This window comes from Stenotrophomonas capsici (assembly GCF_034961085.1).
GTDB lineage: Bacteria > Pseudomonadota > Gammaproteobacteria > Xanthomonadales > Xanthomonadaceae > Stenotrophomonas > Stenotrophomonas capsici.
Genome location: NZ_JAYFUH010000061.1, coordinates 347,205 through 368,878 on the forward strand (window position 1 = coordinate 347,205; position 21,674 = coordinate 368,878).

Sequence of the window (21,674 nt, forward strand, 5' to 3'; positions counted from 1 at the left end):
CTGCTGGAGAAGCAATGAGCGCAACGCAGGCAAGACAGCGTGCCTTGTGGTTGGCCGAGCACGTGCTGCCGCACGAGCCCGGCCTGCGTGACTGGCTGCAGCGACGGTTGTCGGTGCGCCAGGACGTGGACGACGTGATCCAGGAGACCTACGCGATCCTGGCGGCGATGGCCGATGTGACGCACGTGCGCCAGCCGCGCGCGTACGTCTACACGGTGGCGCAATCGGTGGTGCTGCAGCAGCTGCGGCGTGCGCAGGTGGTGTCGATCGAAGCGGTGGCCGAGATTGACCGGGTGGCGGTATTGCCCGAGGAAGCCAGCCCCGAGCGCACCGCCTCCTCGCGGCAGGAGCTGGCGCGGATCGGCGCGTTGATCGACAGCCTGCCGGCCAAATGCCGCGAGGCGTTCGTACTGCGCCGGGTGGAAGGCTATTCGCAGCGCGAGATCGCCCAGCGGATGCAGATCAGCGAGAACACGGTGGAGAAACACATCTGCAAAGGCATTCGGCTATTGATGGATGCAATGAAGCGCGACGGCGACAGGACGGAGACGGGCACGGACCAGCCCGCCGCAGGAGAAACATGGCATGCGCGCAGACGTTAACGGGATTGATGACATCGCCGCAGCATGGGTGGCGCGGGAAGACCGCGCGCCGCTGACGGCGGAGGAGACGGCCAGCCTTGATGCCTGGCTGGAGGCCGACGCGCGCCATTTCGGCGCCTATGCGCGGGCACAGGCGGTGCTGGCGCGCACCGACCGCGCGCGGGCATTGTCGGCCGGTGCGATGGACCGCGCCTTCACCGCGAACGTGCCGGCCAGGCCGGCGCGGCGGATGCTGCGCTGGGCGGTGGGGTTGGCCGCGGTGGTCAGCGTGCTGGCCATCGGCGTGCAACGCCAGGACGACGGCGCCGAGTACTACGCCACGCGCAAGGGCGAAATCCTGCGGGTGCCGCTGCAGGACGGCTCGGCGATCACGCTGGATTCGGATTCACAGGTGCGGGTGAGCTACAGCGATACCCGCCGCGACATCCGCCTGCTGCAGGGCGAAGCGTTGTTCGACGTGGCCAAGAACCCCGGGCGTCCGTTCGTGGTGCGTGCCGAGGAGACCGACGTGACCGCGGTGGGGACGAGCTTCGCGGTCAGCCTTACCGAACGCCGCAGCGGCGGGGTGGAGGTGCTGGTGCGCGAAGGCATCGTCGATGTCACCGACGTGCAGGGTGTGGTCGCGCCGACGCGGCTGGTGGCCAACTACCGCGCGCTGGCCAACCGCAGCCATGGGATCCGCATCGAACCGGTGCCCAGTGACGACCTGCAGCAGCAGCTGGCCTGGCGCGAGGGCATGTTGTCGTTCAACGGCGACACGCTGTCGGTGGCGGCGGCGCAGTTCCTGCGCTACAGCGACACCCGCATCGTCATCGACGACCCGCTGGTGGGCAGCCGCCGCATCGTCGGCCTGTACTCGGCCAGTGACCCGCTGGGCTTCGCGCGCAGCGTGGCGCTGAGCCTGGGATTGGTGGTGGAACAACAGGGCAACGAGGTCCGCCTGCGTTCGCCGGACGCCGCGCCGCACATGGCGCGGTCCATGCAATGAAATGGGGTTGAGCATGCATAACGAGAAACGACGCGCCCGCCTGCTGGCGCTGGCGACCGCGTTGCTGCTGGGCAGTGGCCAGGCGACCGTGGTGGCCATGGCCAGTGAGACGCAGGCGTTGCTGATCCGCGACGCGATGGTGTTCGACGGCACCGGCCGGGCTGCGTATCCGGCCAGCGTGCTGGTCGAGGACGGGCGGATTGCCGCCATCGGCGACGCGCTGCAGGCGCCCAAGGGGGCGCGCACGGTCAATGCGCGTGGTCAGGCGTTGTTGCCGGGGCTGTTCGACCTGCATACGCACTGGACGCCGAACGCGGTGCCGTCGGAGCTGCCGCAGGTGGCCAACCTGTACATGGCCGCGGGCGTGACCACGGTCAGTGATTTCCACGAACCGCCGGAGGCGTATGCGCCGCGCCGGCAGTGGCTGTCCTCGATCGCCGCGCCGGACGTGAAGTTCGCCGCGCGCATGAGCACGCCACTGGGACACGGTGCCGACTGGGGCGACGAGAACACCACGCGCTGGGTCAATTCACCCGAATCCGCGCGCGCCGGTGTCCGCGCGGTGGCCGCTTACAAGCCAGATTTCATCAAGGCCTTCACCGATGGCTGGCGCTACTCCAATGCCGCCGACAACAGCAGCATGGACGAGGAAACGCTCGCTGCGCTGGTCGACGAGGCGCACAAGAACGGCCTGAAGGTGTTCACCCATACGGTGATGGTCAAGCGCGGCAAGAGCGCCGCACGCGCCGGCGTGGATGTGATCGCACACAGCGTGCAGGACGGCCCGGTCGACCAGGAACTGATTGAACTGATGCGCACGCATGGCACCGCCTATGCGCCGTCGCTGGCGGTGTACCTGCCGGAGCGGGTGGATGGCAGCGGCCGTACCGGTGCCAAGCCGGACGTGCTGCGCCAGCGCGAGCAGAACTTCGCCAATGCCCTGCACAACGTCAAGACCTTGCATGACGCCGGCATCCCGGTGGTGGTGGGGACCGATGCCGGCATGACCGGCACGCCACATGGTGTCTCCACGCTGCGTGAACTGGAGTTGCTGGTGGATGCCGGCCTGACGCCGGCCGAGGCGCTGCTGGCCGGCACCGCCCGGAGCGCCCGGGCACTGGGCGTGGCCGATCGTGGCACCCTCGAGGTCGGCAAACGCGCAGACCTGTTGCTGGTCAAGGGCCAGCCGTGGCAACGCATCAGCGACATCCGCAATACCGAGCAGGTCTACGTGGCCGGGCGCCAGGTGCACGGCAAGGGGACCGTTCTGCCGGCTGGCAACCGGGCGTTGGCATTGCCGGCGCAGCCGGTGGCGGCACTGGTCGATGACTTCGAGCGCGCCGACGGCCGTACCGCGCTGGATACCCTGCGCGTGGACGAGGCCGATGGCGGCAACGACCGCACCGTGCAGGTCACCGAAGTGGTGGCGCGCGAGACCGGCGGCAATGCGCTGGCCACGCAGGCCAAGCTGTCTAGCAAGGACAGTGCATTCGCAGCGGCGATCCTGCCATTGAGCCGTGGTTCGGTGGCGCCAGTGGATGCGCGCGCCTACCAGGGGGTGCGTTTCGAGCTGCGCGGTTCGGCGCCGGAGCTGCGGCTGGAAGTACGCGCGCTGGGCAACCGCCGCTTCATCGCGCCGTTGCAGGCCCAATCGCAATGGCGCACGGTCGAGGTGCCATTCAGTGCCCTGCAGGGCCAGCCACCCTATCGCGCCACTGCACCCATCGCGCAGTGGAAAGGGGACGACCTGCAGCAACTGGTGTTCTCCGCCGGTGGTGCGCCGGGCAGCAAGGTCTGGTTCGAGATCGACAACGTGACTTTCTACTGATGCACCGGTGCCTGCCGATGAAGCGTTCCCTGTTGCGTGTCGCCCTGTTGTGCAGCCTGCTGCCCGCACCTGCGGCGTGGGCGGTTACGCCGGATGTCCTAGCCACGCTCGATGCCTACGCCAAGCGCCAGGCCGACGTGGGGCATGCATTGTGGCAGCAGCCGGAGCTGGGGTATCTGGAGACCGCCTCGTCGGCATTGTTGCAACAGGAGCTGCGCGAGGCCGGTTTCCAGGTGAAGGCGGGTGTCGCCGGCATGCCCACCGCGTTCGTGGCGTCCTACGGCACGCGCGGCAAGGGTCCGGTGATTGCACTGTTGGCTGAAATGGATGCCTTGCCCGGCATGGCCCAGGCCGCCGAGCCGGTGCGCAGCGCCATTGCCGACCAGGACGCGGGCCAGGCCTGCGGGCACAACCTGTTCGGTGCGGCGTCGGTGGGCGCGGCGCGCGCCATCGCGCAGTGGCTGGAGGCCACCGGGCGCGACGGCGAAGTGCGGCTGTATGGCACGCCGGCGGAGGAGGGCGGGTCGGGCAAGGTCTACATGACCAAGGCCGGCCTGTTCGATGATGTCGATGTGGTGCTGCATTGGCACCCGTCGGCCGACAACTCCGCCGCGCAGGGCACCACCTTGGCCAACATCAGCGGCAAGTTCCGTTTCAGTGGCATTGCCGCGCATGCCGCCATCGCGCCGGAGCGTGGTCGCTCCGCGCTGGACGGCGTGGAAGCGTTCAACTACATGGCCAACCTGATGCGCGAGCACGTGCCGGACCGCACGCGCATCCACTACGTGATCAGCAACGGTGGCGCGGCTCCCAACGTGGTGCCGGACGCTGCCGAAGCCTATTACTACGTGCGCCACACCGATCCGGCGGTGGTGCGCGATGTGATCGCGCGCCTGCGCAAGGCCGCCGCGGGCGCGGCGATGGGTACCGGCACCACGGTAAGTTTCGAGCAGACCGGCGGCGTGTTCTCGCTGCTGCCCAACGACACGCTGGGGCAGGTGATGCAGGCCGCGCTCCAGCAGGTAGGGGGCGTCCATTACGACGCGGCCGAACAGCGGTTCGCCCTGCAACTGCAGCAGACGCTGGAGAAGAAGCCTTCACTGGAAACCGCGCAGCAGTTGCAGCCCTACCGCGCCGACTTGGCTGGCAGTGCTTCCACCGACGTCGGTGACGTGAGCTGGAATGTTCCCACGGCCGGGTTGAGCACCGCGACCTGGGTGCCCGGCACGCCGGCGCATAGCTGGCAGGCAGTGGCCGCGTCGGGCATGTCCATTGGTGACAAGGGCGCATTGAATGCGGCCAAGGTGATGGCGCTGGCGGCCGTGCAACTGCTGCAGTCACCGGAGACCGTGCGCAAGGCCCGCGAGGAATTCGATATGCGACGTGGTACCGGGTTCCAGTACCTGCCGTTGCTGGAGCGGGACACCCCGCCACTGGACTACCGGCGCGCGACGCGCGACTGACTTGTCGCCGTAAGCTGCCGCCGACATGTGCTTCACTCCCGGGCTGGCAGGCTGCAGCCGGAGTGATGTTGCTGGGTAGCCCGTCACTCCGATGGGCGGCGGCCCGATCCCTCCATCGGGCCGCCGCCCGGATTTTCATCGAACCGCGATGGCGGTGCCTTGGTGGTGTCGCACGTTTTGGGTGTTCATTGAGCGATGGTGCGGGCGGCGCCCTGAAGCACAGACGCGTGCGTCGTCAGGCAAGCGTGGTGGGCTTGGGGCGGATTGGGTGGCGGTGGTCATGGGCGCGCCCCTTGGCGAACGCGCAGGCAGCGCGTAGAATCCGGAGCACCGCGTGGGGCGGTAGCTCAGCTGGGAGAGCGTCGCGTTCGCTGACGAGGCGCGTACTCCAGAATAACCTCACCGATCAATGATTAGACCAACGCCCGCTCATCAGCGGGCGTTTTGCGTAAGGCGGTCGGGTAGTTGAACCAGCGTCTATGCAGCCTTGTCGGCTTCCGCAACTGCATGCGTGTTCTTGGGGAGATAGAGTTGCGGCTAGGACAGCTGCGCTGGTGGGACTAGATTGTCTACACTCAGCTCACACTGGATATCAAGGAATGAGTGGCGTGATCGAACCGGGTCCAGGCTTGCCGTCCCACATAGCGCTCCTTTTGAACGAGGATTTCGATTTCTCGGACCCTCGACTGGTCGCTCGAAGACTAAGGGCGATGGTTCGTGAGCTTAAAGATCAAGCAGATGTCGGTGGCTTCGAATCGCTACTGGCCGTAGACCGGAATAAGCCTGAATTCAGAGCGGTGCTGAGTGGAGGTCTTGATCTATTCTCGTCAACGGGAGCGTGTCAGGCATTCACGTGCCGACTTCGATACGCAGATCAAATCGCCAGAACGATTGCTTTGATGTCTGACAGGGTTACTGCTCACGATTTCTTCTATGGGCGGATACATGCCCTTAGATCGCGCCCGACAAATGCCGAATTGATGGGATTGGTCGCTGATGTCGCGGTATTGAAGCGGCTGCAGCCTCTCATTGAAGCAGGCGTATTTCGATTCATCTCCCCCTTCATGCCTGCTTGCGCATCCTGTTTCTCCGAGTTCAATAGGAGAGTTCATGAACTAGGGGAGCAGGCGGTATCTCGGCTTGGCGATCAGCTTATTATTGAGCGCAATGCGGACGGAGGACATATAGATCTTTCCGCGCTGTATGACCCCTCACTCTTCATCCATTTTTCGCGCGAATTTGGAGATCAAGCAAGTGATGATGAGATGCGCTCAAGATTCGTCCAAGAGGCTGTTAGATCGACGGTTTGGGATGCACGCAGTGCAGCTTGGACATCGGGAAGCGTTTTTTCAAATTCTCCAGCCGGAATATCAGCTTTACTTTCAGCGGATGGCGCCTATTTCACTTCGCCCGAGCTAAGGGCTTTTGCAGCAGAGAGAACAGCGACTCTACCTTGGGTGGCAAATCTCACAATCGAGCAAACATTGAATTTGCGTGATGCGGCAAGCTCTGCGCTGCCCCAACTCCGTGAATTTATGGCGCGTAGGCTGTCCGGACTGGCGAGTGGGGATGAGTCTGAATCCAGCTGGCGAGAAGTCGTCGCAGAGCTGCGGGAACAGGCAGAGCTGGTGCAATCTGAGCTGGCAATCGCTACCAATCGATCACCTTCCCTCGGTCGAAGTTCTGCGGGAATACTAGGTCTTGCAGTCAGTGCTGCGTGTCTCATCACCGATGGTCCGGGATCTGCACTCGGCGGTTTGCTTGGCACCTTGGGCTTAGTCCATTCCCTCGGCTCTACGCATCGTTCTACGCTTAGGACGAAGCCGGGTTATGTCCTTGTTGCTGCACGAGATATCTTGCAGCACGCACAGTGACAGACGGTGAGAGACAATAGTTTGGACTGAGGTCGCAACGTTCCATCGCTTCATCCTGTCGCATGACCGCTTTTAGGCGTAGGTGGTTGATAGTTGAGGCTAGAATTGGTCATCTTGATTCAACCGTTCGAAGCAATTCAATGCGGATGTCAACGAAACCAGCCTCATTCGCATGGGCTGGTTTCGTTGATCGCTTGAGCCTCAGAGCATCGCATCTGAGATGCGAGATATGGCCTGCGGATCGCCTTGTGGAACAACGAATTAGCCGATTTTCAGGGGGCGATAAATGGCCTGTAAGCCGGTAGACGAATGATGGGAGGGATGTGGCAGCCTAGAACGGTTGTGTACACATTATGAGCTTAAGTGCGAAGCTCGCCTGAAAAAAACGCGTTGAATCATGGCTTTATAGAGCAACCGGCTGCCTTTTTTTCAACGAAATGGACTGAAACTGTAGATTGCCCGGAGAGCTGCTCCGCTCATCGAGCCTGTCACTCAGCCGCCCGCCAATCAGCCACAACCCGTGTTGCAAGGCGGACATTGTCAAAGGCGGCTAGTCCATAGGTGTAAAGAACGGCGCTATGGCTGGATCAGTCTGGCCAAATTCGAAGGTCACCAGGTCATCGTCTTCATCCAACTTGCTCAATGAGGCGCGTTGGATCAAGCGTCCCTGGGAGAGGGCAAGCGCAAAGGGATTGACGTCTTTGTTATGGAACCCATACGCCCTGCAAAAGTCTTCTTGTGACAAATTTCCAGACAGCAGCTGCATTAGGTCCCGAGAAGAAATGCTAACGCTCATACTTCCTGCTCCTCTGCTGACTAAGCGAAATCTACCTTGGGCTCTTTGGCTGTTCTCTTGTTCTAGGCAACGACGAGCTGCGTTGTATGGGGCTTGGCGTGGCTCGGGAAAATGAATCAAGGCACGCCTGACCAGTTCATCGAGCTCCGCATGGGGGGATGTGAGGCGCCTGGGATCGATAGAGGCACGCACGATTAGGTCATAGCGCAACATTCTAGTCGTATGGATGGACATGACCTCGCGCTTCTCCTCAACGCCAATGAGGAGTACGCCATCAATGCTTGAATGCTTGGTCAAGAAATGGTCGACCACCTGCCGGCCGGTGAAGGTGCCGCCCATCGATGCCATCGAAACATTGCTGCGAAACAGCCCGCAGTCACCATCGCAGGCCACCAAGAGTTTGAATGCGCCCTCATGAGCCCCTTCTAGCTGGCCTGTCTTCGCTTTGAGCGCTTTGTAGAGCGGATTTACCTCCTTTGATGGTGCGACATCGTAGCTTGTATAGCTACCCATAGTTGTCGTTTGAACAGGATCGTAAGTGATTGAGAAATCGCACTTCTTGTTGGACGGCTTGAATAGGGCGTGCTCGTGCGGCTTCGAGTTGATCGCTTTGAGCCAAGGGACGACTTCACTATGCAATAGCGCAATCATCTGGCCTCTGTTCGGAAGGGCAAGCTGGATCTTAACCTGACCTCGCTTGCCAGTTGGCCCGCCATTGATCCTATAAGCAAGCTTCACAGGATCGACGCCATGCTTTCTCGCAATGACGGGGGTTTGCTCAAAAAGCACGTCGACCGGGTTCATTTCGTCCAAGCCCCTGTCGGAAACGGCAAGGACGTCGCCGACGACCACAAGCTTCCCCCCCGCTGCTGACTGGTAATCGACGAGAAGATCAGGGCACTTCCCCGACGGAAGAGGAGCCTCATGACGAACCGAGGCTACCTGCGCAAACGCATCCAGGACAACGAGCTCCCACATCGTGGGGAGGCGCTGCTCGTTGGGTGTATTGAGCTTCTTGATTATTCCGAAAATCTGCTCGTTAGAGAGAACGCCCTGCAGGCGTTTGATTCTTATCTGCAAATCACGACGTGAGAAGACGAATTGAGTCATTACGGCGGGCAATCCTTAGCAATGATGGCGTACTCTTTCATGTCATATGAATCTAGGGAGCACTCTGGACTCTGCCTGCACAATGACCTTTTTGGATGCTGGCGGCGTCAGTACATGGACAGACAGCTTGGTCATCATCCCTTGCTCGCCTGATTTCACGTATGCATGACTATACCCATTTTTCTTTTAGTTCCGAGCGCGTGCAAAAAAAAGGAGGAGCCCCTTAGATAGGGCTCCTCCTTGGTTTATTTCAACCTTTACTGCTTAGGTATTTCCTAGAACGGAATGTCGTCGTCCGTAAAATCATCTGGAGTGGATGCAGGGCGATTTGCTGTCCGCGAACCAGTCGATGCGTCGGGCTTATTCTTTGGCTTGCTGGTTACAAACAAGCTGTCATTAAAATCCACCCATTCCCAAGCTTGATTGGTCAGTCGAATCCCATCGTGTTGCTCGTACTCGCCATCGATTACGCATATCTCGGCGAACCCTCGATTGAGGAGTCTTCGCAATGCCAATTGGCAGCCCAAAGGAGTGATGCCTTGGCGTTCCACTGACTGTTTAACCGACCAAAGACTCGTGGCATCCGTAGGCTTGCTTGCTTCAGAGGCGATCGCAGCGATGAGTACCATCTCCGGGTGCGATACGCCGCTTACCTCAGAGATCAACTCATTTTCGGCTGCTTGCTTGAGCATTTCAGTCTTTGACAATCGCGCCTTCAGCGTATCTGTGATGCGATTGCGAAGTTCGTTGAAATCGCTGGTTGATTCCGTGCGATACACGATCACGCTTCGATGTTGGATGTCGAACGGGAACTTCTGTCTGTCGTTGGCGCAGATCATCACGACAGGCTTGCCCAATGCGAAAGCAAATCCAAGCTCGTACCATACGTTGGCGTTGTCTGCTGTTATCTCCGCAAGGCATATGGCGGCATTTCTAATCCCATCTTCAATCGAGGAAATTAGAACCTCGGTAGATGGGTCGCCATCCACCCTATATGGGGTGAGTCCTGCTTCCACAATGGCTGGCTTGAGGCAATCGTTGAATCGCTTGTCGAACTTCCCACCATCGAAGGGCTGGATTACAAAACAGGTAGTCAAGCTGACCTCCAGCGAGTTTTCCTAAGCCTACCATTGAAGCTAATTTGGCGAATCGGTTGGTAGATGGGGGCTCCGTTCACTATGAGTACCTCGACCTGATCATTGAATGGAATTGCTGCCGGCTAATATCTTCTGGCAGTTTTGATAGCTCATCGACCGTCCAAGGGCGCAGATTGCGCTGTAGTGCTGTTGATGTAGCCCCGCCAATGAATAGCTCGTCATGCACTTCATCCGGCGGATCTGCTCCGTCATTTGAAAGCTCGAGATACTTAAGGTGAGGCCAGTGGTTGATAGCAATTTTGATTGCCTTAATGGCGGCAGGCGCACTTACCCGCTCCCCGACCCAGATGCATGCTTGGTGCTCGGGTTTTTCCATGCCGTTTTTTTGCAGCGGACTCGGATCGGTGTACTTCTCCACAAAAAAACCTGCTTCAACCAAAGACCTAAAGATATCTAGCCAACCATCGACATGTCCGTTTATGTTAATCAGTAAATTGTGTGTTTTTTCTCCTTCGGTCTTATGGGGGGCGATGGCCTCCGTCAGAGTGGCGACGGGCGCTGTCGGCAATTGATTGATCAGTCCGGGGGAGTAGGCATTCTTATTTCGAAGCCAGCGCGCATAATCCTTTCCTTCCTGGAGGTGTGGGCGAAAAATTGTCAGCATCAGTCCTACAAAGACGAGAACCAAGAGAGTTGTAATGGCTGACGATATCAATAGAAAAGCAGGTGCCCAAGTGGGCTTATCGATATTGATGGCCGTAACAAGGAATGCTGATACCAATAGAAATAGTATTGCAAACCAAGCGGCCACTAATTGAATCGGAGTGTTTATTTTTTCGGGAACTATCTTCGCATTTGCCATCATTTCATCCGGTTGATCTGGCTCTGAATTTTATAGGTATGTAGTAGGTGGGGTTGTAGCCTACTGCATTTAAATAAAGTCGCAGATGGGGGTGTCTTAAGTGCGGACAATTTCGGACTTCTGATCTATTGGTCGAATTCGCACCGACCAGCCCATTTGCATCACGTGCCGGTACACATCTTCCACATCGTCCAACTGCAGTTGGTTGACTACGCGATTCGCGCCAGCGCGGGGTTCAGCAACCCGAAACGCCAAATGGCCAGTTCGGTTGTCGCGCAGCTTATATGGATACAGGCGGATACCGGATGAGTGCTCAAACCAGAAGCGGGTGCTGATGCGGTCTTCCATGAGTCTGATCGAGGTGTCGTTTGGCTTCGGAGTATCGCCGGAAGGTAGCGGCAGTGGAAGTCGGGACGGCTGCTGTCGCGCCAGTGAGTTGGACAGCGGGAAATTTCACCGCAGGTACAAAGCCAAACCCATGCCAGCACTTCATACCTGGCTCGAATTCCACGCCACAGCAGGCATCGGCCACACCACTGCCGCCCACATATCGCGTGTTTCAGTGTCAGAGCATGCGATTGGATTGCGGGTTGCATGGGCAAAAGCGGACTTGCTACCGCCTGCCGGGATTGATTCCGAGGCTGGCAATGTCGTGGATTCGTCCGGTGTCGTGGTTTGTATGCATCGATTGCCACATTCGGGAAGCACCACGGCTGTCCATGCATGATCCCTTCAAGACATACGCGAGCACCGCAAGCAATAGTTGCCAACACAGCGAAGGGTTGCGTCCGCATCGATGGCCGGATTTGCATGCAAGGTGGATCATCGCTGAATCGCAGCTGCGGCCGCATGCAAACACCTTGATGGCGTCGGACGCGGCAGTATGCATGTATCACGTGTTCCCGCAGGATCACTTCATACCTGGGCGAACAATCACGCAGATCCAGGAAGTGCGGGGATATTCCGCGTGTGTTGGTGTGTTGCATACCGCTAGAAGCTCACCAGAAGCGCGCTGCGAGCGCCGTAGGCGCAAGCAGCCACATCTCCATCTGAATGGTTCAGGGTGGCGCCAGAACTGCGTAGGGGAGTTTTTAGCAGGCGGGTTGTTTCCGGAGGGTCTTCCTTCTAACACCTCCGGAGTAAAACCCTTGCGCGTCCCCCGAAGGGGGCGCGCATCAGAGCCAAGGAACGAGGGCCGAAGGCCCGAAGTGACGTCGGCTCTGTCAATCCTGCTGCATTGGGAGGGATGTCACGTTTTCCATCTTTTTATTTAATTCTCTTAGAAGCTAATAGGTAATAGGTAAATGGAAAACGTGACACCCTTACCCGGGGGGCCAGGGCATCCCACATCCCGGCATGCCGCTACGGCTTCTTGCCTCCGGAATTCTTCGCTGCCTTCTTGGCATCCCGGCGCTCTTTGGCTTTTTCCCGCTTCGACTTGGCCTTCGGATCGCCCGCTTCCCGCAGGATCCGCGCTTGCTCTTGATCGGTCATAGTCTTGCCGGTGCGCTTGCGATCACGCTCGCGCTCCTTGCGTTTACGGTTGCCTTCGCGGATGCGCTGCGCCGGAACATCCAGTACACCGTACCGAGCCATTACTTCGGCATCAACCAAGCCCGCGCGTTCGACACATGCGCTTTTGGCAGGGCATTGCATGCAGGTCGGGTACGCATCGCGGTACAGTCCAAAGCATGCGGGTGGTGTCGGTTGCGGCGAATCGAGCCGAATCGGGGTGGCTGCAGTCCAGCCGACATTCTTATCCTTCGCCATCGCAACCAAGTCAGGCCCAAACCGGCGTTCCGCTTCGTCCTCGGAAACGACCTCATACAGATTCATGTAACGGGCCAGCCGACCGGCCTTCGATGCCGGACCGAGTGCGTTGATCTCAGCTTCGATCATGTCCAGGGCAGCGCGTTGCTGGGAATCGCCGACGTAATTGACGGCATAAAAGCGTGGATCAAATCCGTGTTCGAACGGATCAATGCGTCCCGCTGCTTTCAGTTCATCGTACTTCTTGATGACCATTGGCAATTTGTCGTCGTCGCAGAGCTGGTTAGGCGCAGGCAGATGGTCCGTGCCATGGGTATCAGCATGATCGAAGAGCGCAATGACGAATTGGTCATACGGCATGCCGATGGCATCGGCGCGCTGGCGTGCGCGCCACATGCTGGTGAAGTCCCGAGCGCTCAGCTGGCTGATCCTTTCGGCTTTCCTATACGGCTCCCGCCCAGTACGTTTCTGAAAGCGGCGACGGTAGTGCACGCGATATGCGGCATAGAATACCTCGGTCCGTTCGTATGGCGTCATGTAGCGATAACGAAGGAGCGTGGTATCGTCCAGATCGACATCTTCGTTGAAGTCCTTTGTCGTGAGACGCTCGCGGGCTTGTACGAGTTGCTCAATGTGCAGAGCGTCGGGCCCCGCGTTTTTGGCTGCTGCCAAATTTCGGGCACGAGTAAGCCCCGCCATGCTGTTTTTCATGGTTTCTGATTCTCTCGATTGAATTGGATGGTGTCGGCTGTTGTTACGTGGCAGCTTGGCTGCTGGTGGCCGGTCGGATGTTGCGACGTATTACTGCGTTTGACACGGAGGGCGCCCAATCCGTGCGTTACGCCAACTACGGGTGTTGCTTAGTCTTCGATGGATCCGTCGTTGCCAGCCCCGCCAGCTTCCGTATCCAGTTGCGCGTTAGCACGGCGCCAAGACAGAGATTCATCGTCGTAGTGCTCCATGACATGCAGCAGCACTTCGGAAGTCATCAGCATGGCGGGGCGGATGCGCTTCTTGCCGTTCTTCTCCAGCCACTGGACTGCTTCACTGACATACATCGGGTAAGGAATCCCGGTCTTGTCGATCATCTGGCGCAGCGCCCAAAGCGCGCGCAGCGTCGATTCGTCACACACGCGCAAGTCGTAGCGGCTCGACTTGTCGTTGAGCTGGCGAGCGAGGGCGTTGCCAAGCTCTGCGGTTGCCTCGAAGGCAGACAATTCGCGGTACTCGAACGAACGAGTGGTGCGGCATTCTTCGTCCTTCTCGATCACCTCCTGACCGACGATGGCCGTCGCAATCTTGGTCTGAGCAGTGATCAGTTCAGCAGTGCTTTTGCTAGCGGCTGCAAAGAGTGCGATAGCACGTTCATTATTGATGGTCATATTAGTTCTCTCGTTTCCCGTCGGCGTGATTGCCTCCGGTGAGGTGAACTTTGCCATTGACTATTTGCACCGAATTGTTTTAATTGCAACAAGGCAAAGCCGAGGACATGCATTTGATGAATAGCGACGGCACGGAGTTCGAGGCTTTATTGATCATGACCAATCGCCTGCTGAGAGGTCTTGAGCCGCGACTGCGGAAGGTAGGGCTGTCGAGTACCGGCTACCTGGCTTTGCAGGCGATCAATCGGAAGCAACGACCGTTGTCGCGTCCTCCGATTAGGAGTGATCTGGCTCGTTCTATTGGAACCACGCCAGCGTCGATGTCAGTGCTGATCGCACGATTAGTTCGCAATGGCATGGTGGCAGAGCGTGCGCGGAATGATCAGTCTTTCGAACTTTCGTTGACGCTGAAAGGGAAGGCTGTGCTGAAGGAGGCATCCATGATTTGGAAGAAGGCTTTCCAAGTCACCAGTTCGGTTCTTGGCGATGCGATGAAGGATCGACTTCTCAAAGCAGTGGCGAAGATAAATCTGGTGAATGAGAACGACGAGAGGGAGGCTGCAGCAAAGCGGATCGCCAAAACTTTTCGAGGTGAGTACCACGCCGTCAAGCGACATAAGGAGACTGCAAAGGCCGCGCTTGAGAAACAGCGGGAGATATCACAGGCGCAGAGGCGTGCCTTGGACGAATCCTGACGCCTGTATGGAGTTGCCCGTCCCGATGCTCCACTTCGCCTGCAACGGATAGCGATCCCGGTGTCCCGTCTAGGACTTCCATCGCGGACATGGATCACCCGCGTTCGCGCGCTGCGGGAACGCATCGCCTCAGAGCTCACCAGTGCGCACCTGGGGTGCGACGTAACGCGCAGCTACATGCTTAGCTGTAATGCGTCAGGCGACGCGCCATGAGCGCCGTAGCCAGTCTGGTGTGCACTGACAAGCGAGGGTATGCGCGATAACAATCGACGCGATCAAAACACGCACGTAATGCTGGATCGTCCGCATTCGAACAACGCAAAGTACACATCGCATTGAAGCGCGCCCGCGCGCCCGCGTGCATGTGGGACGCAGTGCAGTGCAGTGCAGGGTTGGGGTGGATCTACGTGGTGCTGGGTAGCGCTCTACGAGCGTCACGAGCGCCCTGGTGTGCATCCTGATGCTGGGGATGCATCCCGCTGTGATCAGCCGATCAAAACCCATCATCCAATAACGCAAAAGGCGCGCTGACATCGCTGCCAACGCGCCCTTGTACGTAACGGTTCAACGATCAGCGCGGGCGAATACCAAAGCCCAGCAACACGGCGCCCGCAACGGTGAACGTTTGTCCCAACGCAAGTGCATGCATGTTCGCGACGTTGCTGTAGCCGTTGGCACTTGGGTTGATCAGGAAGTATAACCCCGCGCATAGCGCAATCACGCCCAGCCCGATGCATGCTTCGGCTGAGCCCCTGCTCGGATTCGAGGCTGCTTCACCTTGCAGCTTGGCAACGACTTCCTTTGGCAGCTTGGCGTAGCACTTCGGGCAATTGGTGGACTGCCGACTGGACGGAATCGCGGCTCCGCATGCGCTGCACTGATATGGATTTCCGCCGCTGGTGGTATCGGTCATTGATATTCCCGCTTGTTATGTGGTGTTTTGTTTTGGCGATGCCGCCGGCCCAGTCTGAGCGGCGGTGCGAAGGGGTAGCGCAGATCAGAAGGCCGTCGGCGTGATCTGAATGATTCCGTCGTTGGTTACACCTACGCGAACCTTGGTTTGAACGCCAGTTTCGATCGTTACCGACGTTTCCCGGCGCTGCTTGTCCTCATTCCCCCACGAGCACACGCCCTTGCCGGTTGGTTCTGCGCTGATGATTCGGTTGCCGGCTGGGATCGCTAATGTGGCGCTTTCGCCTCTGCGGATATGAGCAGTGACTTTCCCATCGACCGAGAAAGCGAAGGGACACGCGCCCATCATCGCCCCTGCATCCCGGGCGACTATTAGTGTGCCGGTCATCGGGTCGTTGCCGGCTGGTTGGTAGGCAAAGATCCGATCTGCGGGTACCGGTTGTGACGCGACAGAGGCGACCGGCTTTGTGGAACACCCCGAAAGCGTTGCGATGGCAAAAAACAACATCAAGCGTTTCATACGTCCCCCTATGGATTGGTGTGGAGCGGTTGAGATCAGTTGCACGGCCGGCCCTTGCGGGCTGCTATTTACCGTGCAAGGCTATATACCGTCACGGTAATGTATTCTACTGCTGAGGTATATGGGTCATGCTCTTTGAGGTTCAGTCACCGTTGCCTGCTTGTGTCCTTGCCCGAAGCAATCCCTGCCATCTTTGCCAAGCGTCTGAGAGAAGCTCGCGATCTACGAGGGCTGTCTCAGCGCGCGCTGGGAGGTATCGTGGATAAGGACAGCGACAAGAATCGTGGGGCGGTGCGCATCAACCGGTACGAGCGCGGCGTCAACCAAGCGGACATGACCAAAGCGGCAGAGCTGGCACAAGCACTCGATGTTCCGTTGGCGTTCTTGTTCGCTGAGGACGACGATCTGGCTGCTGCGATTCTTGCGTTTGCCAAGCTGCCTGCGGAGCAACGTGCTCGTATGCGAGCGGAGTTGGAGCGTTTGGCGGGCCAGCAGGGTTCGTAATCACTGCGGACAAGCATCACGCAGCCAACTTCGCAACGGCTGCTGCTAGCGTGTCGGGTGCCAGATGGGCGTACCGCAGCGTCATCGTGATGTCAGCATGGCCCAGCAGTTCCCGCACAGTGTTCAGGTCCACACCCGCCCGAATCAGTCGCGACGCAAAGTGATGGCGCAGGTCGTGGAACCGGAATTGCTCGATGCGGGCATCAGCCAACAGCTTCGTCCAGCCGGTTTTTACGTCGTTGACGTTGAACACCCGTCCGATGCGTTCACCGCCAGTGCGGATCGACCAGCGTTGCAGCACGTCCAGTGCTTCGACGTTTAGCGGGATATGGCGCTGACGCCCTGATTTGGCGTTCTCGGCCCGGATCGTGAGCATCTTGGCTTCCAGATCGACATCACCCCATGTCATCGAAAGCAGTTCGCCCCGTCGCATGCCGGTGTTCATCGCCAGCAGCACGACCGGCGTCAGGTGATCGCCATAGGTATCGGCTGGGATATCGGGGTACAAGGCTTCTTGCCGCAGCGCGCGCCAACGGTTGCCTGATACGCGGGCGGCAATCATGTGGCGATCCCGAGCAGCCATCACGGCTCGCAGACGGGTTTCTTCGTCCAGTGACAAGTATCGAACGACCTTGCGGGACTGCCCGCCTTTTATGCGCATCCCCAGCAAGGGGTTGCGAGCGATCAGCCCCCAGCTGACAGCTTTGGACAGCGCCGCCCGCAAGCACGCCAGATCGCGTGCCGCAGTCGAACGAGTGGGCGGAGACCGGGTCTTGCCGGTGGGGGTCGTCAAGCGCTGTTGCAGCCACTGGTCGGCCCAGGCCGCGTCGAAGCCGGTCAGCGGGTCGTCCAGATGTTCAGCGAAGACCTGCTCCAGCCGGTCGGCGTACATGTGGCCACGCTTGAGTTCCAGCGTCGCCCAAGCCCGATACCGCTGATCGATGAAGTCTTGCAGGGTAGGGGCGTGAGGTTTGCTCTGTCCGATTCGTGGCAGACCCGATTGCAGGTACTCAGCGATGGCGTGGGTAGCTTGGGCACGGGCCAGATCAAGCGGGATCGCAGTCGTCGGCCCGATGGTGCGCCGCTTCCCATGCGCCCACGAGACGATCCACGCTTTGTGGCCTGATGGCTGCACGCGCAGGATCAGGCCCCGCACCTGGGCGTCCCGGATTTCATAGGGACGCTCCCGGGGCTGATAGGTCTCGACTTGGCGCTTTGTCAGCTGGACACGCATTGAACCGGCTTCCGTAAGTTGGCTTACCGGCAAGGTAGGACGCCGGTGCGGGCGGCGATTGGATGCGGATCGTTCGTGTCGGGATCAAGGAGGGCCGAGTGCCGTGCCTGCCAGACCGGGTTTCGTGGACGGGAGGTCTTGACGGGGTTGCTGGGAGCTCGGAGTGATGTGGCCCGCAGGGCGACAGGCGTACCGGCGAAGCTTTGCTGCTGTGCTGACGGCCCCTTGGCGAACGCGCAGGCAGCGCGTAGAATCCGGAGCACCGCGTGGGGCGGTAGCTCAGCTGGGAGAGCGTCGCGTTCGCAATGCGAAGGTCGGGAGTTCGATCCTCCTCCGCTCCACCAATGATTCTACGAAGGGCCGCATCGGAAGATGCGGCTCTTTTCGTTTGGGCCGTGCGTGGAGGCGATGCGGGTGTCATGGGACGGCTGCAGGAAGCGTGCGGACCTTGCCGGATCGGTCATTTCGCGGCGATTTCAGCGGATGTGAAAATTTTTGTGAAAAGCGCTTGCCGAATCCGAAACACATGCGTAATATTCGCGTCCTCGCCGGCGGCAACGCCAACGAGAACAAAGTGGCCGAGTAGCTCAGTTGGTAGAGCAGGGGATTGAAAATCCCCGTGTCGGCGGTTCGATTCCGTCCTCGGCCACCAAGAATTTCAAGGGCTCGCAGCAATGCGAGCCCTTTTTTTGTTCCTGGAATCTGCACCGTTTCTGCACCACGTTCCAACGTGGGCGAGCGCTGGCGTTGCCAGCATGCGTTGTGCGCCCACGGGGCGCCCGCAAGCGTCGTGCCTGGAGTGTCACGGGTACGTGGCGTCCATGTTCTTCGATCACTTCCTGCGCATCGCGCGGCGTGCACGCAGCACGCAAGAAAAAGCCCGCCTTGCGGCGGGCTTGTCGCGGGTGGCGTGCGGCGCGCTCAGTTGCCGGGCAACAGGGCGCGCAGCGGGGCTTCCAGTTCCTGCTGTCGCCAGCCGGCCAATGCGCTGGGCCAGTGGCCGCTCTCCAGCAGGGCTTCCAGATGCTTGCGCGAGGCGAGGAAGCCTTCGGGCAGCTCCAGCTCGGCGGTGCGCTTGCTCACTGCATCCTGCAGCTTCTTCAGCACGGACTTGTTGCCGTCGGTGGCGGGCAGGGCGAGCGGTGCATCGGCCTCGTCGGCCAGCGGGGTGCTCAGTGCCTGCCACAGCGGCTGCGCGAGCTTGCGCGGTGCCTTGGGAAAGCGGCCGAACAGCTTGAGCATGGCGTCGTAGTCGGCCGGCGGCGTGCGCGCGAGCAGGTTGGCCAACTCGTTGTCCAGGATCCAGCTGCGCGGCTTGTCGCTGTGGCGTGCCTGCTGGTCGCGCCAGCGCAGCAAGCGCAGCAGGCGCCGTTGCGCATCGGCCTCGAGGAACTGCGAGGAGCGCATCGACAGGTGCGGCCAGTGCTCGCCTTCGTCGCGCTCGACGCTGGCCAACAGGCGTTCGCCATCATCCAGCAGCCACTGCATGCGGTCCTTGGCCTGCAGGCGCTCGCTGATGGCGTCGTGCAGGGCGAACAGGTATTCCACGTCGTCGGCGGCGTACTCCAGCTGGGCGTCGCTGAGCGGGCGCTTGAGCCAGTCCGAGCGCGTCTCGCCCTTGGGCAGGGTGGTACCGGTGATCTCGGCCACCAGCTTCTGGTAGCCCATGCCGCCACCAATGCCGGCCAGCGCGGCACCGATCTGGGTGTCGAACAGCGGGCGCGGCAGGGCGTCGCAGGCGCACTTGAAGGCCACCAGGTCTTCGCTGGCGCTGTGCATGATCTTGGTGATCGAGGTATCGGTCAGCCACGGTTTGAGTGCTTCGCACATGCCGGGGACCAGGGGGTCGATCAGCAATACTTCGTCACCGACCGCCATCTGTACCAGGGCCAGTTGCGGCCAATAGGTGCGCTCGCGGATGAACTCGGTGTCCAGTCCAATCCGGGTCGGGCGGCGCTGGTGGCGCTCGTCCAGTTCCGATGGGTGTTTGATCCAATAAGCCACGTGGGTTCCGTCTAACTGCAGGGTTTGCTCAGGGAGGCGAGAATAGCCTAACGTCGGGCCGGCCCCGACGGGGCAGGCAGGCTATTGGAGGCGCTTTGCGTAGTTTTGGCCACATCTGGACCCTGGTGTTGCTGCTGCCGCTGGCAGTGAGCGGCTGTGGCGATCCGCCCCCGGCTGCACCGGCGACGCCCGCCGACGGGCAGGGCAAGTCGCTGGCCGGGCGGGTGGTCGAGCGCCTGGAGGCCCGCGCGGCGGCCCGCCAGCGGGATGCCGAGGCCGCCACGCCGGACCCGGTGCCGCAGGTGGAGGACACCGCGTTGCCGCGCTGGCAGGCGCCCGATGTCGTGCTGGCGCCGGAACAATTGGCCCAGGCCCGCAAGGACGCCGACAAGGCCCTGGCGGAGGACCGGCTGTTCCGTGAGGCCGGCGATGCGATTCCGCTGTACCTGGCCATCCTGGCCCAGAAGCCGGGTGACCGTGCCGCGCAGCGTGGGCTGGACAAGGCCCGGCAGCGCCTGCGGGCACTGGCCAACGCACGCATGGCGCAGACCGAGGGACAGCGCCTGGCCCTGGCCGAGGCGGCGATGCTGGTCAGCGTGGCGGTCGCCCTGGCACCGGAAGGCAAGGCCGAGCAGGCCTTGCAGGAACGCATCGCCACCGCCCGGCGCCTGCTGGCGTTGAACCGGGCCGGGGAACAGGCGCTGCGCCAGGGGCAGTTCGGTGAGGACGGTGGGGGCGCGCAGGCGGCGTTCCGTGAAGTGCTGGCCGCCGATCCGGACAACAGCCGCGCCCGGCAGGGACTGGCGGCCGTGGAGAGCGGGCTGATCCGCCGTGCCGAGCGGGCGGCGGCGCTGGATTCGGATTTCGCCGCCGCCCAGCGCTGGTTGGGCAAGGCTGGCACCGTGCGCGGGGAGGGCCCTACCCTGATCGATGCGCGGGCCCGCATCGAAGCCATCCGCACCGCCCAGCTGGATGCCCTGCGCAATGCCGGCCTGCGTGACCTCACCTCCTCCAAAGGCCTGAAGGACGCCCGCGACAAGCTGGCCCAGGCCGAACGCATCGCCTTGCCCGGCGATGCCACCGTGGAACTGCTGCGCGCGCGCATCGAGCTGGTCACCCACTACGGCAGCTTCCGCCCGCGGCAGGTGTTCAGCGATGCCCTGCAGGATGGTGGGCGCGGGCCGCAGATGGTGGTGGTCCCGCATGGCACCTTCCTGATGGGCGCGACCCAGGAGGAGATCGGTGGCCGTGATGCCGAGCGGCCGCAGCATGAGGTGCGCTTCGAGCGGGGCTTCGCCATGTCGATCACCGAAGTGACCGTGGCCGACTTCCGTCGCTTCGTCGAGGCCACCCATGCGCGCCCGCGTGCGACCCGGCGTGGCCATTCGGTGGTCTACGACGAGCGCAGCGGCAACTTCATCCGCCGCAGTGGCGTGGATTGGCAATCGGATTACAACGGCGTCAGGGCCGCGCCGAACAGTCCGGTCATGCATGTCAGCGTGCGCGATGCCGAGGCCTACGCGGCATGGCTGAGCGAGCAGACCGGCCGCTACTACCGCCTGCCCAGCGAGTCGGAATTCGAGTACGCCCTGCGTGCCGGCAACCAGGGGCGCTATCCGTGGGGGAAGGCGGCAATCCCGCCGCCGAACACCGGCAACTTCACCGGCAGCCTGGACGTCTCGCCCAGTGGGCGGCACTGGAACAATGCCTTCATCGGGTATGGCGACGGCTTCTGGGGCACGGCGCCGGTTGGCATGTACAACGCCAACGCCTGGGGGCTGCACGACATGGCCGGCAACCTCAGCGAATGGGTGGCCGACTGCTGGCATGCCAGCTACCGGCGCGCCCCGGCCGACGGCGCGGCCTGGTACAACCCCGGTTGCCGGCAGCGGGTGATCCGCGGTGGCAACTGGGCCAACGCGCCGGAGCAGACCCGGGCGGCGTGGCGGCAGTCGCAGGACTCCGACGTGACCTCGGCGCGGATCGGCTTCCGCCTGGTGCGCGGTATTTGACCTTGCCCATGCACGCCGGCG

The 21,674-nt window shown here is 61.0% G+C and carries 19 protein-coding genes and 2 tRNA genes; 11 read left to right on the forward strand and 10 right to left on the reverse strand.

The window, feature by feature from the left end:
* The first annotated feature begins 14 nt into the window (after positions 1-14).
* The 5 genes from VA603_RS03450 to VA603_RS03470 all read left to right on the forward strand — a co-directional run bounded on the left by VA603_RS03450 (position 15) and on the right by VA603_RS03470 (position 6,755).
* On the forward strand, positions 15-602 hold the full coding sequence (locus tag VA603_RS03450) for an RNA polymerase sigma factor (protein ID WP_132862960.1): 588 nt from the start codon (positions 15-17) through the stop codon (positions 600-602).
* Positions 586-1,590 carry a FecR family protein gene (locus VA603_RS03455; protein WP_323437921.1) on the forward strand — a complete coding sequence of 335 codons (1,005 nt, stop codon included), beginning with the start codon at positions 586-588 and terminating at the stop codon, positions 1,588-1,590. The genes VA603_RS03450 and VA603_RS03455 overlap by 17 nt, the downstream gene beginning before the upstream one ends.
* Positions 1,591-1,603: 13 nt before the next feature.
* A complete protein-coding gene (locus tag VA603_RS03460; RefSeq protein ID WP_323438075.1) occupies positions 1,604-3,418 on the forward strand; it encodes an amidohydrolase family protein in 1,815 nt (604 codons plus the stop codon).
* A 17-nt stretch (positions 3,419-3,435) separates the two neighbouring features.
* Positions 3,436-4,881 (forward strand): amidohydrolase, encoded by a 1,446-nt coding sequence (locus VA603_RS03465; RefSeq protein ID WP_323437922.1) that lies wholly within the window; start codon positions 3,436-3,438, stop codon positions 4,879-4,881.
* Between the two features lie 599 nt (positions 4,882-5,480).
* Positions 5,481-6,755, forward strand: coding sequence for a hypothetical protein (locus tag VA603_RS03470; protein ID WP_323437923.1), 1,275 nt, complete (start codon positions 5,481-5,483; stop codon positions 6,753-6,755).
* 550 nt (positions 6,756-7,305) lie between these two features.
* Here the strand turns inward: VA603_RS03470 and VA603_RS03475 are convergent.
* From VA603_RS03475 to VA603_RS03490, 4 genes are all read right to left on the reverse strand, one after another.
* Positions 7,306-8,661 carry a hypothetical protein gene (locus VA603_RS03475; protein ID WP_323437924.1) on the reverse strand — a complete coding sequence of 452 codons (1,356 nt, stop codon included), beginning with the start codon at positions 8,659-8,661 and terminating at the stop codon, positions 7,306-7,308.
* Between the two features lie 275 nt (positions 8,662-8,936).
* Positions 8,937-9,758, reverse strand: coding sequence for a hypothetical protein (locus VA603_RS03480; RefSeq protein ID WP_323437925.1), 822 nt, complete (start codon positions 9,756-9,758; stop codon positions 8,937-8,939).
* Positions 9,759-9,837: 79 nt separating this feature from the next.
* Positions 9,838-10,620, reverse strand: coding sequence for a hypothetical protein (locus VA603_RS03485; RefSeq protein ID WP_323437926.1), 783 nt, complete (start codon positions 10,618-10,620; stop codon positions 9,838-9,840).
* Between the two features lie 96 nt (positions 10,621-10,716).
* On the reverse strand, positions 10,717-10,968 hold the full coding sequence (locus VA603_RS03490; protein ID WP_323437927.1) for a hypothetical protein: 252 nt from the start codon (positions 10,966-10,968) through the stop codon (positions 10,717-10,719).
* Between VA603_RS03490 and VA603_RS03495 the strand changes: the two genes are divergently transcribed.
* The gene (locus VA603_RS03495) at positions 10,967-11,347 is read left to right on the forward strand and encodes a hypothetical protein (RefSeq protein ID WP_323437928.1); all 381 of its coding nucleotides are present in this window, start codon (positions 10,967-10,969) and stop codon (positions 11,345-11,347) included. The genes VA603_RS03490 and VA603_RS03495 overlap by 2 nt on opposite strands.
* A gap of 635 nt (positions 11,348-11,982) precedes the next feature.
* On the opposite strand, the gene VA603_RS03500 is transcribed toward VA603_RS03495, so the two are convergent.
* Together VA603_RS03500 and VA603_RS03505 are read right to left on the reverse strand one after the other, a co-directional pair.
* Positions 11,983-13,101, reverse strand: coding sequence for a hypothetical protein (locus VA603_RS03500; RefSeq protein WP_323437929.1), 1,119 nt, complete (start codon positions 13,099-13,101; stop codon positions 11,983-11,985).
* A 149-nt stretch (positions 13,102-13,250) separates the two neighbouring features.
* Positions 13,251-13,772 carry a hypothetical protein gene (locus tag VA603_RS03505; protein WP_323437930.1) on the reverse strand — a complete coding sequence of 174 codons (522 nt, stop codon included), beginning with the start codon at positions 13,770-13,772 and terminating at the stop codon, positions 13,251-13,253.
* A gap of 116 nt (positions 13,773-13,888) precedes the next feature.
* Between VA603_RS03505 and VA603_RS03510 the strand changes: the two genes are divergently transcribed.
* Positions 13,889-14,467, forward strand: coding sequence for a MarR family winged helix-turn-helix transcriptional regulator (locus tag VA603_RS03510; RefSeq protein ID WP_323437931.1), 579 nt, complete (start codon positions 13,889-13,891; stop codon positions 14,465-14,467).
* A 571-nt stretch (positions 14,468-15,038) separates the two neighbouring features.
* Here the strand turns inward: VA603_RS03510 and VA603_RS03515 are convergent.
* Both VA603_RS03515 and VA603_RS03520 read right to left on the reverse strand, forming a co-directional pair.
* Entirely contained in the window at positions 15,039-15,380 is a 342-nt protein-coding gene (locus VA603_RS03515) for a hypothetical protein (RefSeq protein ID WP_323437932.1), read from the reverse strand.
* Positions 15,381-15,464: 84 nt separating this feature from the next.
* Complete coding sequence (locus VA603_RS03520) at positions 15,465-15,887, reverse strand: hypothetical protein (RefSeq protein WP_323437933.1); 423 nt, start codon at positions 15,885-15,887, stop codon at positions 15,465-15,467.
* A gap of 270 nt (positions 15,888-16,157) precedes the next feature.
* On the opposite strand from VA603_RS03520, the gene VA603_RS03525 reads away from it, so the two are divergent.
* The gene (locus VA603_RS03525; RefSeq protein WP_323437934.1) at positions 16,158-16,403 is read left to right on the forward strand and encodes an XRE family transcriptional regulator; all 246 of its coding nucleotides are present in this window, start codon (positions 16,158-16,160) and stop codon (positions 16,401-16,403) included.
* Between the two features lie 16 nt (positions 16,404-16,419).
* On the opposite strand, the gene VA603_RS03530 is transcribed toward VA603_RS03525, so the two are convergent.
* Positions 16,420-17,637 (reverse strand): site-specific integrase, encoded by a 1,218-nt coding sequence (locus tag VA603_RS03530; RefSeq protein WP_323437935.1) that lies wholly within the window; start codon positions 17,635-17,637, stop codon positions 16,420-16,422.
* Between the two features lie 268 nt (positions 17,638-17,905).
* Between VA603_RS03530 and VA603_RS03535 the strand changes: the two genes are divergently transcribed.
* Both VA603_RS03535 and VA603_RS03540 read left to right on the forward strand, forming a co-directional pair.
* Positions 17,906-17,981 (forward strand) — tRNA-Ala (locus VA603_RS03535).
* A 232-nt stretch (positions 17,982-18,213) separates the two neighbouring features.
* Positions 18,214-18,289, forward strand: a tRNA-Phe gene (locus VA603_RS03540).
* Between the two features lie 269 nt (positions 18,290-18,558).
* On the opposite strand, the gene rnd is transcribed toward VA603_RS03540, so the two are convergent.
* Positions 18,559-19,641, reverse strand: coding sequence for a ribonuclease D (gene rnd / locus VA603_RS03545; protein WP_323437936.1), 1,083 nt, complete (start codon positions 19,639-19,641; stop codon positions 18,559-18,561).
* Between the two features lie 224 nt (positions 19,642-19,865).
* On the opposite strand from rnd, the gene VA603_RS03550 reads away from it, so the two are divergent.
* Positions 19,866-21,653 (forward strand): SUMF1/EgtB/PvdO family nonheme iron enzyme, encoded by a 1,788-nt coding sequence (locus VA603_RS03550; RefSeq protein WP_486679288.1) that lies wholly within the window; start codon positions 19,866-19,868, stop codon positions 21,651-21,653.
* Positions 21,654-21,674: the final 21 nt, after the last annotated feature.

Excerpts from the sequence above, each read along its gene's own strand:
- VA603_RS03500 (WP_323437929.1), bottom strand. The coding sequence starts at position 13,101 with ATGAAAAACAGCATGGCGGGGCTTACTCGTGCCCGAAATTTGGCAGCA.
- VA603_RS03485 (WP_323437926.1), bottom strand. The coding sequence starts at position 10,620 with ATGGCAAATGCGAAGATAGTTCCCGAAAAAATAAACACTCCGATTCAA.
- VA603_RS03455 (WP_323437921.1), top strand. The coding sequence starts at position 586 with ATGCGCGCAGACGTTAACGGGATTGATGACATCGCCGCAGCATGGGTG.
- VA603_RS03510 (WP_323437931.1), top strand. The coding sequence starts at position 13,889 with ATGAATAGCGACGGCACGGAGTTCGAGGCTTTATTGATCATGACCAAT.
- VA603_RS03495 (WP_323437928.1), top strand. The coding sequence starts at position 10,967 with ATGAGTCTGATCGAGGTGTCGTTTGGCTTCGGAGTATCGCCGGAAGGT.
- VA603_RS03505 (WP_323437930.1), bottom strand. The coding sequence starts at position 13,772 with ATGACCATCAATAATGAACGTGCTATCGCACTCTTTGCAGCCGCTAGC.
- VA603_RS03490 (WP_323437927.1), bottom strand. The coding sequence starts at position 10,968 with ATGGAAGACCGCATCAGCACCCGCTTCTGGTTTGAGCACTCATCCGGT.
- VA603_RS03465 (WP_323437922.1), top strand. The coding sequence starts at position 3,436 with ATGAAGCGTTCCCTGTTGCGTGTCGCCCTGTTGTGCAGCCTGCTGCCC.
- VA603_RS03530 (WP_323437935.1), bottom strand. The coding sequence starts at position 17,637 with ATGCGTGTCCAGCTGACAAAGCGCCAAGTCGAGACCTATCAGCCCCGG.
- VA603_RS03515 (WP_323437932.1), bottom strand. The coding sequence starts at position 15,380 with ATGACCGATACCACCAGCGGCGGAAATCCATATCAGTGCAGCGCATGC.
- VA603_RS03460 (WP_323438075.1), top strand. The coding sequence starts at position 1,604 with ATGCATAACGAGAAACGACGCGCCCGCCTGCTGGCGCTGGCGACCGCG.
- VA603_RS03450 (WP_132862960.1), top strand. The coding sequence starts at position 15 with ATGAGCGCAACGCAGGCAAGACAGCGTGCCTTGTGGTTGGCCGAGCAC.
- VA603_RS03520 (WP_323437933.1), bottom strand. The coding sequence starts at position 15,887 with ATGTTGTTTTTTGCCATCGCAACGCTTTCGGGGTGTTCCACAAAGCCG.
- VA603_RS03470 (WP_323437923.1), top strand. The coding sequence starts at position 5,481 with ATGAGTGGCGTGATCGAACCGGGTCCAGGCTTGCCGTCCCACATAGCG.
- VA603_RS03475 (WP_323437924.1), bottom strand. The coding sequence starts at position 8,661 with ATGACTCAATTCGTCTTCTCACGTCGTGATTTGCAGATAAGAATCAAA.